We start from the raw sequence: 14,888 nt of genomic DNA, 5'->3' as shown, positions 1-14,888 counted from the left end.
AAAACGATACCTATTAGACCAAAACGCTACGGCTGTTTTTTGACCGACAAAATCAGTTTGATCAACAACATTCTTTCTTCACTGGTCAGTAAACGACTGACCGCTGCAACGTCTTCCGCCGTTGCTTGTGATGCACCAACAATATCAAGCACGACATCCAAGTCCGTCACTTTTAAAGTTCTCGTGATAGAACGATATTGAGACATTTTTATGTCTGCCTCACCGCGTTCAATTCGCTGATACGTTTTTAAACTCATTCCTGCACTTGAGGCTAACTTTTCTTGGGATAAATTAGCTTTTTTTCTGCGATCAACCAGCGCCATTACTATGGGCTCTTGCGACATAAGCTTCTCCTCACTAGACAGTTATGACCTAATTTCAGCAAGAAGCAGACCATATTGACTCTCGACGGTTTACATACGCCATTAAAGGCATATTATGCGAGCCATAAAAACGTTACGTTTCATAAACCTTCACACTTACATCAGTCGTGAATGGACAGGCTAGTAAACTTGATGATTCAAGTGTTGGGAAATAATAAAAATTGCAAATTGCGAATAAGAAAGACGTCAAATTGGAAATTGCGAATAATTATAAATTCGTATTTTCTTGCATAAAACACGCTTTAGAATCCGAAAATACCCGCAGTCAAATTATCGCGGTACAGCATAGGCTACTCACTTACAAAGAAGTGTTGTTGCACGGGAGCATGTTGGAAGATAAGGAATTAAAACAGGCTTTTTCTGCATTGAACCCACACGAAAAAGATGTCGCGCAAGGTGGCATCAAAAGCATCAATGATGCAATAAAAGAAATGGATGAAATTCTAGAAAGGTACAGCAGAAAAGCAGTTGTAGAACGAAACAGATAAACGAGTGAAACCTGCAGAAATAAAAAAGTCGACGCTATCGTTAGATACACGTCGACTTGTTCAAAGCATTGAAGTTCTACCGTAACACGGCTTTTCTAACACCCGCGAACAACATCAGCATACCTAGCAAACCAAATGAAACACTACCACCACTGCTTGAACCAGATGAAGCTCGTGCATTCACATAAGCTGTTCGCTTAGCATCAGTAGAAACAAACTTGGCGGTTTCAGTACCAGCAATAACACTGTCGATCCAAGTTTTATAGTCTAGTATTTCGGTGAATACCGATGTCACGGTTGGGCTACCACCACAAGTATCTGGGCCAAAACTGGTAATACCAACTTGTCTATATGTTGAACCATCTTGCCAATAGACAGGACCTCCGGAGTCGCCTTGGCACGTACCATTAAATAGCCCGGTAAATGCACTGTAATTACCGTTAAAGCATATTTGGTTATCAGTTAAGGCTGAACCATCAGCAAAGGCTGAAGCACAAGTAGCGTTATCTACGTAATTCAGGTCAGCCTTCTGCAACAAAGTTGTTCCGTCAAAGCCTGAACGTGTATCACCATGGCCCACAGCGGTAAATACCTCTGAAGAGCTACGATAACCATCCGAACTAGGGCGTTTTACAACATCGTTAACTGAATCAATATTCAGCGGGCTTTCTAGCTTAAGAATGGCAACATCGTTGCGCAATAGATCACTCAACGCGTTTGAATAGTCACTGCGATAGTAAACTTCTGAAACTCGCGCTTTTTGAATGTTACCGTTAGGGAATTGAGACGTATCTTCGAGCTGTGGAACTACAGTAGTAAATAACTGCCCTTCTTCATTGCCGTAAATACAGTGCGCAGCAGTCAGAATATGAGTCGGGTCTAAAATGGTCGCGCCACAGTAAGGTCCTGTTGAGTAAACACCATCGTAATCAATACGATCAATGAACAAGCTCGCCATTGAAGGAAATTCAGTTACCGAAGCATTGCTACCATTCACGATATAAGGTGTTACGTTCGCGTCAGGAGTACTTTCGATCGAGTTTTCTGTCGCCATAACGCTTGATGTGTAGATTAATGGCGCTAAAAGCCCAAGAACGGTCTTACGAACCGGACTCATTGTATGGTTCTCATTCATAGATAACTCCTTGTAACCCCTACTACTTATTTATAAAATTGATGAATCGCCACCATAACACGTACTAATCATCATTATAGTAAGTATTTGTAACGATATGGCCACATCTCTCATTTTATAAACGAATTTATAAACAACTTACCTCAGCTCATCATTTTAAGTTTTATACGTTGCGAAAAACAAAAAGCCTACCGTTAAACCTCTCAATACAGAGAAGCAAACAATAGGCTTTTAGATAAGCTTAGTGGTTTCTCTTAAAAAAGATTAGCCACGGTAGTAACGCTGAGGTACGAATGGCATTTTTTCTACTGTCATTGGTAGCTTCTTGCCACGAACGTCAGCAAATACTTCAGTGCCAATTGCAGCAAGGTCAGTGCGAACGTACGCCATAGAAACAGGCTTGCCAGCGTTAGGACCCGCAGTACCACTTGTCACTACACCAATCTTGTTGTCTTCAGCATCAAACAACTCTGCGCCTTCACGTACTGGAGCCTTAGTTTGACCAACTAGACCAACACGTTTACGTTGAACATCTTTAGTCGCGATTTGCTCAAGGATGATATCAGCGCCAGGGAAACCGCCCGCACGTTCACCGTCAGTACGACGCACTTTTTGAATACCCCATAGAAGGCTAGCTTCTACTGGTGTTGTCGTTGTGTCTAAGTCATGACCATATAAACATAGACCACATTCAAGACGAAGTGAGTCACGAGCACCAAGGCCAATCCACTCTACTTCTGCTTCAGATGTTAGTTTACGAGCAAGAGCTTCAGCGTGATCGTTAGGAACTGAGATTTCGTAGCCATCTTCACCGGTGTAACCGCTGCGGCTCACGATGCATTCAACACCATCGATATCGATTTTTTGAACATCCATGAACAGCATGTCAGCAACGCTTGGTTGGAAACGAGCTAGAACTTCAGACGCTTTAGGGCCTTGAAGTGCTAATAGAGCGCGATCATCAATCACTTCCATCTCTACGTCAGCTGGTAGGTGCGCAGTTAGATGGTCGATATCTTGTGTCTTACATGCAGCGTTCACAACAACAAATAGGTGATCGCCTAGGTTAGCAACCATCAGGTCATCCATAATGCCGCCCTGCTCGTTAGTAAAGAACGCATAGCGCTGCTTACCAGAAGGAAGGTCAATAATATCTACAGGAACCAAAGATTCTAAGACAGCAGCTGCGTTCGCGCCATGAAGACGAAGTTGCCCCATGTGAGAAACATCAAAAAGACCGGCAGCATCACGAGTGTGTAAGTGCTCTTTCTTTACACCTAGTGGATACTGAACTGGCATATCGTAGCCAGCGAAAGGAACCATTTTTGCACCCTCTTCAACGTGAAGTGCATGCAATGGTGTTGTTAGTAGGTCTTGATTAGCGTGTTCTTGAGTCATTTTCTTCTCCATGAAGCGTTGCAGGCTTTCCAAATCGAGTCTGCCGCTTATATCTCTATTTAGAGTCGCTTCTAACGATAAGTTTCATCATTAGTCACCTCAGCGTATTCGCGTCAGTAACCTTGGCGTCTTAACTTTAGAAACAGTAGATAGTAAAAAGTGATGTCTTTTATATAGGCTTATATCGTTAGCTTGATAAATCAGGTTAGCTGTACAAAAGCTCTACAAGTCACTTTCTAAGAATTCACTTCAGTAAACTTCAATCAATATGAGTAAACCGTGTTCACTATAATAAACAAGCCTGCGTCAGTTTTACACCCTTAACAATAGTCAAACAGCTCAAAATGTGACATTTAACAATTTAAAAACAATTATTCGATACATACAAAAACGCGATATTGATGATTATCACACCAATATCGCGTCTATTACCTAACGTTCGAAACAAAAGCAAACGTTTGCATTCACTATAAGAAATTCTAAGATTGTTAATTTATTTTGCAGTCACCCACAAAATGAGCGCGTCTTCTGCACTGGTCGAGATAAGCATGTGCCCCATATTGGCATCGTAATACATGCTATCACCTTCACTCATCGGTACGGGTTCGTAGAATTCTGAGTAGAACATCACATCGCCAGAGATGATCATTAAGAACTCTTCCCCGTCGTGGCGAACCCAATCATTGTACTCTTCAAAAGTACGCGCTCGCACGCGACTCTTAAAAGGCATCATCTTCTTATTAGACAGCTCAGTGGCAAGCAGTTCATGCTCATAAGTCGGTGTAGGATGAGGTTTGCCTTGACCCGCCTTTGTTAAGTCACGACGTCCTGTTGCAACTTTTTTCCTCGGTGGTTCAAAGAGTTGAGGCATATCAATTTGCAAACCCATCGCCAGTTTTTGCATAGCCTGAAAGGTTGGCGAGATTTGTTCGTTCTCAATTTTGCTGAGCGTAGAACGCGCTAAGCCTGTTCTTTGACTTGCTTCTTCCAGCGTAATCCCAAGCTTGCCGCGGATATCTTTAATGCGCTGGCCAAGCCTAAGTGGTTCAATATTCTGGTCTAACGTTTCCTTCGCCAACGTTAAAGATGGGTACTCATCATAAATGTCTTCTGACATAGGTCCCTCATTAATTTCTTGCGTCCTGTCTATTAATTTCATTGTTGCATGAAGCGCTTTGTTGATTAAAGAGCACACAGAGAAATAAAGCGTGCTCCCCGTAGCAAAACAAGAAAAGTTGTTTCCTATTGGAAATTTTTGTTGAAAATTGATTTTATCGGAGCTATGTTATCGACTTGTTAGATGAAGAGATGCTACTTCAGCTTGCAGCAAATGATAGATTTAACATTTGTGAGAGCTGTTTTTTACCCGAACTTTTTGGGAAACAATTCGTGCTGCATTGACCCTACAACGATCGCTTAGACGCTGTAAGTGTATATTTATAACGCAATTCACGTTTATCTATACCTATATAGCGCAAACGATACCGATGCAGAAATCAACGTAAGACCTAATGGACTATAAAAACAATCACCATTAGCTTAATGAAAGGTCTCGACAATGAACGCTTACCAAAACCATAGCTTAGACAGTTTTTTCACTACGAACCTATCTGGAACAGACGATGCAGTATTTGCTGGCATCCAAGCAGAGAACACTCGTCAAAATGAACAAATCGAACTTATTGCTTCTGAGAACATCGTTTCTAAAGCAGTAATGCAAGCTCAAGGCACTTGCCTAACAAACAAATACGCCGAAGGCTACCCAGGCCGCCGTTACTACGGTGGTTGTGAACATGTAGATACAGTTGAAGCTATTGCGATTGAACGTGCGAAACAACTATTCAAATGCGAATACGTAAACGTACAGCTTCACTCAGGCGCTCAAGCAAACGGCGCAGTTAAACTTGCCCTACTTCAACCTGGCGACACTATCCTAGGCATGTCTCTAGACGCTGGTGGCCACCTTACACACGGTGCACGTCCTGCTATGTCTGGTAAGTGGTTCAACGCAGTTCAATACGGCGTAGACCGCGAAACTCTAGAAATCGATTACGAAGCGGTTCGCGCTTTAGCTATCGAAAGCCAACCTAAAATGATTATTGCTGGTGGTAGTGCTATTCCACGCGTTATTGATTTCGCTAAGTTCCGCGAAATCGCTGACGAAGTTGGCGCTATCCTAATGGTCGATATGGCACACATCGCAGGTCTTATCGCGACAGGTGCTCACCCTAGCCCACTACCACACGCACATGTTGTAACGACAACAACGCACAAAACACTTCGTGGCCCACGCGGCGGTATGATTCTTACGAACCACGAAGACATCAACAAAAAGATCAACTCTGCAGTATTCCCTGGCCTTCAAGGCGGCCCACTAATGCACGTTATCGCGGCTAAAGCAGTGGCGTTTGGCGAAGCACTTGGTCCAGAATTTAATACTTATATTGATTCAGTGATCGACAACGCAAAAGTTCTTGCTGAAGTGTTGCAAACTCGCGGTTGTGACATTGTGACTGGCGGAACAGACACGCACCTAATGCTGGTTGACCTTCGTCCTAAGGGCTTGAAAGGTAACGTAACTGAAGAAGCATTAGAGCGTGCAGGGATCACATGTAACAAAAATGGCATACCATTCGACACAGAGAAGCCTATGATTACTTCGGGTATTCGTTTAGGTACGCCAGCTGGAACCAGTCGTGGTTTTGGCACTGAAGAATTCAAACTTATCGGTGAATGGATCGGCGATGTACTTGATGGCTTAGTTGAAAGCCCTGAAGGCAACGCTGAAGTTGAGCAACGTGTTCGCAAGCAAGTTAAAGAGCTTTGCAAACGCTTCCCTCTTTATCGTTAAACCGTTTTTAAGATTTAAATTAAAACCTCATAAATTTTTGGAGAATAAGCAATGGACAATACACTAAAGTTTGCAGACAGCCACGAGTGGGTAAAAGACAACGGTGACGGTACTGTGACTATCGGTATTTCTGAGCACGCTCAAGAGATGCTAGGTGACGTTGTGTTTGTTGACCTGCCTGACACTGGAGACGAAATAGAAGCTGGCGAAAGCTTCTCTCTAGTTGAATCAGTGAAAGCAGCTTCTGATATCTACGCACCAATCTCTGGCGAAATCGTAGAAATCAACGAAGAATTAGAAGATAGCCCAGAGTTAATTAACGAAGAATCTTATGAAGGTGGTTGGATTGTTAAAGTGAAGATGTCTGATGCGTCTGAACTAAACAACCTTAAAGATGCGGAAGAATACCTAAGCTCTATCGAAGAAGACTAATAGGTTCCTCATTACGATAAAGCTGCTCTTTTGAGCAGCTTAATTTTAGGGGCTAGCTCACGGCTCCAAAGAGAAAGTAGAACATATCATGACTGAATTACTTCAAAGCCAATTACTAAAAGACTTGGGTACTCAAAACGAGTTTGTTGCTCGTCATAACGGCCCTAATAAAGCAGACCAGCAGAAAATGCTTGAAGCGATCAACGCGACTAGCTTAGACGCACTGATCGACGAAACGGTTCCTGCACAAATCCGTCTTGAAAAGCCAATGACACTTGCTGCGCCACTGAGCGAAATGGACATGCTGACCTCTCTTAAAGAGATCGCTAACCTAAACCAAGTGAAACGTACCTTCATTGGCCAAGGCTACTACAACACATTCACTCCAAACGTTATTCTGCGTAACGTTTTAGAGAACCCAGGCTGGTACACAGCTTACACACCATACCAACCAGAGATTTCTCAAGGTCGTCTTGAAGCTCTATTAAATTACCAACAAATGGTAATGGACCTTACAGGTATGGAAATCGCAAACGCATCTCTTCTTGATGAAGCGACAGCGGCTGGCGAAGCGATGACACTGTGTAAGCGTGCTGGTAAAAGCAAGAGCAAAGTATTCTTCGTTGCTGACGATGTTCACCCTCAAACACTAGAAGTTGTTAAAACTCGTGCTGAGTACATCGGTTTTGAAGTAATGGTTGGTGCTCTTGAAACACTTCCAGAGCAAGACGTATTTGGTGCGTTAGTTCAATACCCTGGTACTACAGGTGAAGTTCGCGATCTAACCGACATCATTGCGAAAGCTCAAGCAAACAAAACGCTTGTAACGGTTGCAACTGACCTACTAGCCTCTGCTCTACTTAAGCCAGCTGGCGAAATGGGCGCAGACGTAGTAATCGGTTCAGCTCAACGTTTCGGCGTTCCTATGGGTTACGGCGGTCCACACGCTGCATTCATGGGTACTCGTGAAAAGCATAAGCGTACAATGCCAGGTCGTGTCATCGGTGTTTCTATCGATACTCACGGTAACCAAGCGCTACGTATGGCAATGCAAACTCGTGAGCAACATATCCGCCGCGAAAAAGCGACATCGAACATCTGTACAGCTCAAGCACTTCTTGCAAATATGGCGTCTTTCTACGCGGTTTACCACGGTGCAGAAGGCCTACGTACTATTGCTCGTCGTACACACCACATGACAGCTATCCTAGCGGCTGGCCTGACTAAATCGGGTTACGAGCTAACGAACAACAGCTTCTTTGATACCATCACGATCAACTCTGAAGAGAAGACAGATGCACTGTACGCGAAAGCGCAAGCAGCAGACATAAACCTTCGCCTTCTTAAAGGTAAGATCGGTATCAGCTTAGATGAAACTACAACGATCGACGACGTGAATGCCCTATTCGCAATCTTCGACGTGAAAGAAGACGTTCAAGCACTATCTTCTGACATTGCATCAAATGAGTTTGCAGCAATTCCAGAAAACTGCCGTCGTGAATCAGAGTTCCTAACTCACCCAGTATTCAACACGCACCACAGCGAAACGCAAATGATGCGTTACCTAAAACAGCTTGAGAACAAAGACTTCTCACTAACGCACGGCATGATCCCACTGGGCAGCTGTACGATGAAGCTGAACGCTGCTGCTGAGATGATTCCAGTAACATGGCCTGAGTTTGGTTCAATTCACCCATTCGCACCTCTAGAGCAAGCGGCAGGTTACACAGCACTAGCGAAAGACCTTAAAGAGAAGCTATGTGAAATCACCGGTTACGACGATTTCTCACTACAGCCTAACTCTGGTGCATCTGGTGAATACGCGGGACTAATCGCGATTCAACGTTACCACGCAAGCCGCGGTGAAGGTCACCGTAACGTTTGTCTGATTCCAAGCTCTGCGCACGGTACTAACCCTGCAACAGCATCAATGGTTTCTATGAAGGTAGTGGTTGTTAAGTGTGATGAAGATGGCAACATCGACATGACAGACCTAGCAGCGAAAATCGAGAAGCACAAAGACAACCTATCAAGCATCATGATCACTTACCCTTCTACGCACGGCGTATACGAAGAGCAAGTGAAAGAAGTGTGTGAACAAGTTCACTCAGCGGGCGGTCAGGTTTACCTAGACGGCGCGAACATGAACGCTCAAGTAGGTCTAACATCTCCAGGCTTCATCGGTTCAGACGTATCTCACTTGAACCTACACAAAACATTCTGTATCCCACACGGTGGTGGCGGTCCGGGTATGGGTCCTATCGGTGTTAAATCGCACCTAGCACCTTTCCTACCAGGTCACATCGAAAATGGTGTACAGGGTTCAGACTACGCGGTATCAGCAGCAGATTTAGGCAGTGCTTCAATTCTACCTATCTCTTGGGCTTACATCGCAATGATGGGCGAACCTGGCCTAACAGACGCGACTAAAGTGGCGATTCTGAACGCGAACTACGTGATGGAAAAACTACGTCCTCACTACCCTGTTCTTTACCGTGGCACTAACGGCCGCGTAGCGCACGAATGTATTATAGATATTCGTCCACTTAAAGAAGACACAGGCATCAGCGAAGAAGATATTGCTAAGCGTCTAATGGACTTCGGTTTCCACGCGCCTACTATGTCTTTCCCAGTAGCTGGCACACTAATGGTAGAGCCAACTGAATCAGAAGATTTAGAAGAGCTAGACCGTTTCTGTGAAGCGATGATCGCAATCCGTCACGAAATGGCAGCAGTGAAAGCCGGTGAATGGCCACTAGACAACAACCCTCTAGTGAACGCGCCGCACACACAAGTTGACCTTTCAGGCGCAGAATGGGATCGCCCTTACTCTCGCGAACTGGCTTGCTTCCCATCGAAAGCAACGAAGAACTCGAAGTACTGGCCTACTGTTAACCGTGTAGACAACGTATACGGCGACCGTAACCTAATCTGTTCTTGCCCAAGTATCGATAACTACGAAGACTAATTTTTGTAGATTCTAGATAAACAAAAGCGAACCATTTGGTTCGCTTTTTTTGTTGGATAATCAATTATTTTAAGCTGATAGGCTAAAATCCTTCAATCTGGTCCGCAATCCACATATTGGTTTGAGTATGGCTAATGGTTACCTAAGCTTTGGTGCGCTTTTAACACCAGTAATAAATTTGTCTACTTCTGCATAGAACTTAGCCGGATCGTTTTGCACCCAGTGGTTTGCGCCCTCAAACGAAACATTGTCTAGCGTACTAATAAACACTTTCGCACGTTCACACCCCTTTAAGCTGTCAGTGCCCCAAAAATATACTTTAGGTATGGATAAGTTTTCGTAGATTTGTCCCCAGCCAACCACGCCACGGATATCTTGAGTCGCATGTTGCCCGTAGATTTCACTGGCGGTTTGACCAAGAACCTCTGGCTCACATCGTCTAACTGACGAAAGATACTTAACACCCGCTCCGTGTCCCCAAGCCATGGCAAAACGTTTTGCGAAACCTTCTCCTTTCACCCAGTTCGTAAATTCGTCAGTACTTAGTTCAGAATATGTGTCTGCAATAATCTGGGATAGGATGATGCTTTCTTCGTGCAGCCCGCCTTCAGCATTAATCAAACCACGCACGATACCTTTCGTGTCGTATTCACAAACCAACGTCGATGTATCGCCTCCCCAAGAGTGCCCAAGTAGAAAGCAATCATGGATGCTCAATAGGTCGAGTGCTTTCAATATTCGCTTTGCTTGGGTTTCTGTTGAATGGGATATGTCTGAAGCAGGAGAATAGCCATAACCACAAAGGTCGAACATGACTAAGTTGTAATTCGGGAGCCAATCTAACGCGTCGGCAAAACATAAATGTGACTCACCCAACCCATGAATTAACACTAATGTTTCCTGAGACTCTTTGATGTCAGTCGACAAGCAATAAAGCTGGTCACCATCAATCTCTAACCACCTTTCTATCAACACATTACCCTCTCACTTCTAATTGCAGAATTTGGATTTATCATAACGAATCCAACACGATAAGAAAGGTTAATTTGGTGACGTTTTATAAACTCATTGACCTTACCGTAAGGGAAAGGTTTAAGGTTAACTCACGAGTTCAATATGACTAGGAAACGATTATGGGATGTTGCAATAAAGCGCCAAAAGGTGGGGCTCCTCTTGGCTTACTTCTAAAGGTCACGCTTGGGATTGGGTTATTTGTATTTCTGCTAGCTTTGTGGCAATAAGAGGCTTATACGTCACAAAGTCTGAAACTAAGACGTGGTGGTATGTGAAACATAGATAGCGCCAAGGATAACCATTGGCGCTATAGTCGTTTGTTATATTTATTGTGCCAAAAGCTTCTGTTTTTCTGCTTGGTACTCTTTATCTGTAAGTATTCCTTTATCGTGAAGTTCTTTGATTTTTAGAAGATCTTCGTATTTATTTGATACGTTAATAGCACCACCACTAACTAGTTCTTTCTGTGAGCATACAAAAATAATCTCAATTCGAGGGAAGTTACCTAAAATATACGGAGGAGATGCTGTGTGCTCTGACATGGTATACATTTGCGTACCTTTTTCCATGTCGCTACAAAACTGATTAGCGCGCTTTGTAGCAGATTGTCTAAGTACTGACGTCAAAGTAAATCCGGTAGAAGCTTGATGAAAAATTCTGTACTGCTCACCATCTTTCGGATCATCTGTAATATAGAAATCTTTGCTTCCCTCATAAAAAGCATCAGCAAAATGTGATGTACTTTCGCTGACTTTCTCGATTGGGGACTTTTGAGCACAACCAGCTAATACTGTAAAACTCAAAACAGTAATAATTTTTTTCATGATAAGTCCATGCTTGAATATTCCACGAACTCTAACATGAAACAGAACAATATACCCTTAATGAAATATAACGCTCTGTTAAGGGGTGAGCAACGCAATATTAAAGCCTCCGCATACCACCTTAATCACTTAAACCAACCCATAGTAAAAATGCCACGCGTTGCGAATCACTCTTGAACAGTTTGTTATGATTGTGGCTGGGGAATCGTATATTCATAGAAAACCACACCACTGCCATTAGCGGCTTGCTCTATAAAACCCAGCTTCTTGAGTAACTTTACTGAAGCGATATTAGATTGGTCAACACCGCCTATGAGCTTTAACCAAGATTCGGATTTCTCGACTTCATGGATGAAACCTTGGAGTAATTCACTAGCTAACCCTCTTCCCCAGTATTCTTCCGCAAGCAAATAACCGATATGGGCATACTCGTCATTTTCCACATAAGCGAACAAGAAACCTATTAGTTCGTGATCCTCGGCTTCCACTTGAAGTAAACGACTCTCCAACAACATCCGCTCAAGCCAGGTTCGGGCTTGTTCACTAGAACCTATCTTGTGGAAATATGGAGGAAGATTTTCTACAACTGCTGGCGTGAGGATTTGAGGAATTCGCTCTAGTAAATATGAGTGTTTAGACAAATCAAACCTTTCAGTAATTTCAACTACTGTCAGCCTCTGACTTTCAAATGATATTGCCATACAACCTCCCCCCATTTCGATAAAAATCATAACAACTATTAGATAGAAATCTCCATTTAAATACAGAATTTTTCTATCTAGTTTCTTATGTCACCAATGGTACTAGCCTTTGTCTTTTCATAACAATAGCTTATACCGCCACCTTAGTGATTAGCGTGGCAAATGTTGAACTTATCTTTCTAGTCTGATTTCTACTAAATCAGAAACTTACGTGCGTTGGCGCTGTGTTTTGACCATCAGAACCTATCCGTATCTGGGAGCAAGTGAAACTCTATAAATCCAAAGCTTGACCCTATACGGTAAGGTGTTTATATTGTCGCCCGCCCAACGGGGCACATCCTAAAATGCACACCGGCCATCCTGCCATCATTCGTGTATTTATATTGGTGTTGTGAACTTCCATGCTAACGAAACTTCGTCCTTTTACTCGTGAATCGGGTGCGCTTATGCATCTTTCGGTTCCAATCATTTTGACTCAAATAGCTACCCAAGCGATGGGATTTGTCGATACGACAATGGCTGGCCAAGTAAGCCCTGCCGATCTTGCCGCTATTGCTCTTGGTACTAGCCTTTGGATTCCTGTGTTACTGCTGCTACGTGGTGTGATTATGGCGTTAACGCCAGTAGTTGCTTACCACCGTGGCGCACGTGACTTCCAAAGCATCTCTGTAGAGTTCTTCCAGATGGTTTGGCTTGCATTAATAGCGAGTGTGCTGCTCATCGCTTATTTGGTGAGTGCGAAACCGATCTTAGAATGGATTGGGGTTGCCGCTGAGATCATCCCTATCGGCAGTGACTACGCGTTTGCCCTAGCCTTTGGTGTGCCGGGTATTGCCCTGTTTTATACCTTGAATGGCTTCTGTGAAGGCATGAACAACACCAAAGTACCGATGATCATTTCGGTAATTGGTTTGCTGATTAATATTCCAGTCAACTACGTGCTTATTTACGGTAAGTTCGGCTTCCCTGAAATGGGTGCGGTGGGTTGTGGCTGGGCGACAAGCTTGGTGTATTGGCTAATGTCGGGAATGCTGTATTCCTACATTAAAGGTCATCACCACTACAAAACTATTATTAGCTTTGCAGACGCTAAGCCAAAAGCAAAAGAGATGCTTCACCTTCTAAGATTAGGTTTACCTATCGGGATGAACATCGCGGTATGTGGCAGTATCTTTGCGGTAATCGCTCTGATGATCGGCCGTATTGGTGCTGAGAACGTGGCAGCGGCGCAGATAGCACTGAATATATCGAGCCTGACTTACGTGATTCCGATGAGTATCTCATTTGGTATTACGATTCGTGTTGGACACGCGCTAGGTGAAAAAGACGAACTTGGCGCGATTGAGCGCAGTAAAGTCGGTATTTTGGTTGCCGCGTTAATCTCACTTCTTTCAGTTGCGATGTTCCTACTGTTCCCTGAATTAATCATTAGGCTTTACACCACCGACCCTGCAATAAGCGCAACGGCAGCAGTATTGTTGACCTTTACGGCTATGTACCAATTCAGTGATGCACTGCAAACATCTGCTAACGGTGCACTGCGTGGTTATAAAGATACGAAGATCCCAATGATCTTAGCTATCGCTTCATACTGGGGCTTAGCATTACCACTCGGCATGGTGTTGGGCTTAACAGACCACATTGTTCCTGCGATGGGTGAAGAAGGCTTTTGGATTGGTATTCTGACGGGATTAAGCGTTTCAGCGACGCTGATGTTAATTCGCTTACGATACGTGATTAAGAAGCGTGACTTGCCACCAGCAAGTGCTCCATTGGCAAACTAAGACAGATCATCAAGCTAATACAAAAAAGCGCGTTATTGCTACTCGGCAATAACGCGCTTTTTATTGAATGTCTATAAATCAGTTAATGTGGTCGGTTTAACAGTTGTTGTTAACAATACGAACTGTACACTCACACCCTTCATCAGGACATTGGCTGCCATTGGTTCGGCCAAAAGAGTCATAAAGAACAAAGCAGCCTTGGCGCGTCTCTAGATCCTGGTCCGTGATATTCGAGCTATCTAATTCAGCTTGAGTAAAGTCGTAATCATACCCGACCACAGTGTGTCGATTACCGAATTCAGAAGTTAAGCTATCGTCTTCTGATAACGTTAAGAAATGAAGCATATTTAACTGATCGCCTGACTCACCTCGGCTTTCGGGGCAAAGTGTTCCCCAGTCGACCTCAACGCTACCAATACCAAAATCAATCACATAGTTGCTCTGATCTCCTGGGTTTGTTGCGTCCGGATTAAGCCCAACAATAATCGCTTTAGAGGTGACCTGCGTGATCACCCCTTCCATCGCACCAGCGACGCCCTCAAGTACCGCTTCTCTCGCCGACTCTTGGATATTAAGAAACCTCGGGGCTGCTGTCACAGCTAAAACACCGAGTATCACAATAACAATGATTAATTCCATTAACGTAAAGCCGTTTCTCTTCATAACACCCACATCATGTGACAACTAAAAGATTCAATAACTCAATGAATTATCACTAACTATACATCTTGAACAGCACACTTAAAACTCAACTTGATTTTCTATAACCCAGTTATATTTTAGTGATTTTATAACTTTCAATCTCTCATGTTTACTGGAAGCATTGTCACATAAGGCGTGAATGGGTTTTCTATCAGTAATACTCTAGGAAGAACTTGATCTAGACACTGATTAACTTTGATCCATTTCT

General features: G+C 43.6%; 13 protein-coding genes. 5 read left to right on the top strand and 8 right to left on the bottom strand.

The features are described from left to right. Window positions 1-26: 26 nt before the first annotated feature. On the bottom strand, window positions 27-344 hold the full coding sequence (locus IHV80_RS20785; RefSeq protein WP_192890793.1) for a helix-turn-helix transcriptional regulator: 318 nt from the start codon (window positions 342-344) through the stop codon (window positions 27-29). 200 nt (window positions 345-544) lie between these two features. Between IHV80_RS20785 and IHV80_RS20780 the strand changes: the two genes are divergently transcribed. Then, entirely contained in the window at window positions 545-871 is a 327-nt protein-coding gene (locus tag IHV80_RS20780) for a hypothetical protein (RefSeq protein WP_192890792.1), read from the top strand. A gap of 76 nt (window positions 872-947) precedes the next feature. Here the strand turns inward: IHV80_RS20780 and IHV80_RS20775 are convergent, their stop codons facing one another. The 3 genes from IHV80_RS20775 to IHV80_RS20765 all read right to left on the bottom strand — a co-directional run bounded on the left by IHV80_RS20775 (window position 948) and on the right by IHV80_RS20765 (window position 4,521). After that, the gene (locus tag IHV80_RS20775; RefSeq protein WP_192890791.1) at window positions 948-2,006 is read right to left on the bottom strand and encodes a S1 family peptidase; all 1,059 of its coding nucleotides are present in this window, start codon (window positions 2,004-2,006) and stop codon (window positions 948-950) included. A gap of 264 nt (window positions 2,007-2,270) precedes the next feature. Then, the gene (gene gcvT / locus IHV80_RS20770; protein WP_192892155.1) at window positions 2,271-3,404 is read right to left on the bottom strand and encodes a glycine cleavage system aminomethyltransferase GcvT; all 1,134 of its coding nucleotides are present in this window, start codon (window positions 3,402-3,404) and stop codon (window positions 2,271-2,273) included. A 493-nt stretch (window positions 3,405-3,897) separates the two neighbouring features. After that, window positions 3,898-4,521: a helix-turn-helix domain-containing protein gene (locus IHV80_RS20765; RefSeq protein ID WP_017105927.1), complete on the bottom strand. Its 624-nt coding sequence runs from the start codon at window positions 4,519-4,521 to the stop codon at window positions 3,898-3,900. A gap of 441 nt (window positions 4,522-4,962) precedes the next feature. Here IHV80_RS20765 and IHV80_RS20760 point away from each other — a divergent pair, with 441 nt between their 5' ends. From IHV80_RS20760 to gcvP, 3 genes are all read left to right on the top strand, one after another. Beyond that, window positions 4,963-6,255 carry a serine hydroxymethyltransferase gene (locus IHV80_RS20760; protein WP_192892154.1) on the top strand — a complete coding sequence of 431 codons (1,293 nt, stop codon included), beginning with the start codon at window positions 4,963-4,965 and terminating at the stop codon, window positions 6,253-6,255. Between the two features lie 51 nt (window positions 6,256-6,306). Then, on the top strand, window positions 6,307-6,687 hold the full coding sequence (gcvH, locus tag IHV80_RS20755; protein ID WP_004730871.1) for a glycine cleavage system protein GcvH: 381 nt from the start codon (window positions 6,307-6,309) through the stop codon (window positions 6,685-6,687). 88 nt (window positions 6,688-6,775) lie between these two features. After that, on the top strand, window positions 6,776-9,655 hold the full coding sequence (gcvP, locus tag IHV80_RS20750) for an aminomethyl-transferring glycine dehydrogenase (RefSeq protein ID WP_192892153.1): 2,880 nt from the start codon (window positions 6,776-6,778) through the stop codon (window positions 9,653-9,655). A 138-nt stretch (window positions 9,656-9,793) separates the two neighbouring features. Here the strand turns inward: gcvP and IHV80_RS20745 are convergent, their stop codons facing one another. From IHV80_RS20745 to IHV80_RS20735, 3 genes are all read right to left on the bottom strand, one after another. Continuing rightward, complete coding sequence (locus IHV80_RS20745) at window positions 9,794-10,630, bottom strand: alpha/beta fold hydrolase (RefSeq protein WP_192892152.1); 837 nt, start codon at window positions 10,628-10,630, stop codon at window positions 9,794-9,796. Between the two features lie 365 nt (window positions 10,631-10,995). Then, window positions 10,996-11,493, bottom strand: coding sequence for an SHOCT domain-containing protein (locus IHV80_RS20740; RefSeq protein ID WP_192892151.1), 498 nt, complete (start codon window positions 11,491-11,493; stop codon window positions 10,996-10,998). Window positions 11,494-11,678: 185 nt separating this feature from the next. After that, window positions 11,679-12,194, bottom strand: a complete 516-nt coding sequence (locus tag IHV80_RS20735; protein ID WP_192892150.1) for a GNAT family N-acetyltransferase — start codon at window positions 12,192-12,194, stop codon at window positions 11,679-11,681. Between the two features lie 401 nt (window positions 12,195-12,595). Between IHV80_RS20735 and IHV80_RS20730 the strand changes: the two genes are divergently transcribed. Further along, the gene (locus IHV80_RS20730; protein WP_192892149.1) at window positions 12,596-13,978 is read left to right on the top strand and encodes an MATE family efflux transporter; all 1,383 of its coding nucleotides are present in this window, start codon (window positions 12,596-12,598) and stop codon (window positions 13,976-13,978) included. A 96-nt stretch (window positions 13,979-14,074) separates the two neighbouring features. On the opposite strand, the gene IHV80_RS20725 is transcribed toward IHV80_RS20730, so the two are convergent. Continuing rightward, window positions 14,075-14,617, bottom strand: a complete 543-nt coding sequence (locus tag IHV80_RS20725) for a type II secretion system protein (RefSeq protein ID WP_264158481.1) — start codon at window positions 14,615-14,617, stop codon at window positions 14,075-14,077. Between the last annotated feature and the right edge of the window lie 271 nt (window positions 14,618-14,888).

The sequence above is a fragment of the Vibrio bathopelagicus genome (assembly GCF_014879975.1).
Lineage (GTDB): Bacteria > Pseudomonadota > Gammaproteobacteria > Enterobacterales > Vibrionaceae > Vibrio > Vibrio bathopelagicus.
Note: the sequence above shows the minus strand (reverse complement) of the source record. Positions and strands in the feature narration are given on the sequence as shown.

Excerpts from the sequence above, each read along its gene's own strand:
- IHV80_RS20765 (WP_017105927.1), bottom strand. The coding sequence starts at position 4,521 with ATGTCAGAAGACATTTATGATGAGTACCCATCTTTAACGTTGGCGAAG.
- IHV80_RS20730 (WP_192892149.1), top strand. The coding sequence starts at position 12,596 with ATGCTAACGAAACTTCGTCCTTTTACTCGTGAATCGGGTGCGCTTATG.
- gcvP (WP_192892153.1), top strand. The coding sequence starts at position 6,776 with ATGACTGAATTACTTCAAAGCCAATTACTAAAAGACTTGGGTACTCAA.
- IHV80_RS20735 (WP_192892150.1), bottom strand. The coding sequence starts at position 12,194 with ATGGCAATATCATTTGAAAGTCAGAGGCTGACAGTAGTTGAAATTACT.
- IHV80_RS20760 (WP_192892154.1), top strand. The coding sequence starts at position 4,963 with ATGAACGCTTACCAAAACCATAGCTTAGACAGTTTTTTCACTACGAAC.
- IHV80_RS20785 (WP_192890793.1), bottom strand. The coding sequence starts at position 344 with ATGTCGCAAGAGCCCATAGTAATGGCGCTGGTTGATCGCAGAAAAAAA.
- gcvH (WP_004730871.1), top strand. The coding sequence starts at position 6,307 with ATGGACAATACACTAAAGTTTGCAGACAGCCACGAGTGGGTAAAAGAC.
- IHV80_RS20725 (WP_264158481.1), bottom strand. The coding sequence starts at position 14,617 with ATGGAATTAATCATTGTTATTGTGATACTCGGTGTTTTAGCTGTGACA.
- IHV80_RS20775 (WP_192890791.1), bottom strand. The coding sequence starts at position 2,006 with ATGAATGAGAACCATACAATGAGTCCGGTTCGTAAGACCGTTCTTGGG.
- IHV80_RS20740 (WP_192892151.1), bottom strand. The coding sequence starts at position 11,493 with ATGAAAAAAATTATTACTGTTTTGAGTTTTACAGTATTAGCTGGTTGT.
- gcvT (WP_192892155.1), bottom strand. The coding sequence starts at position 3,404 with ATGACTCAAGAACACGCTAATCAAGACCTACTAACAACACCATTGCAT.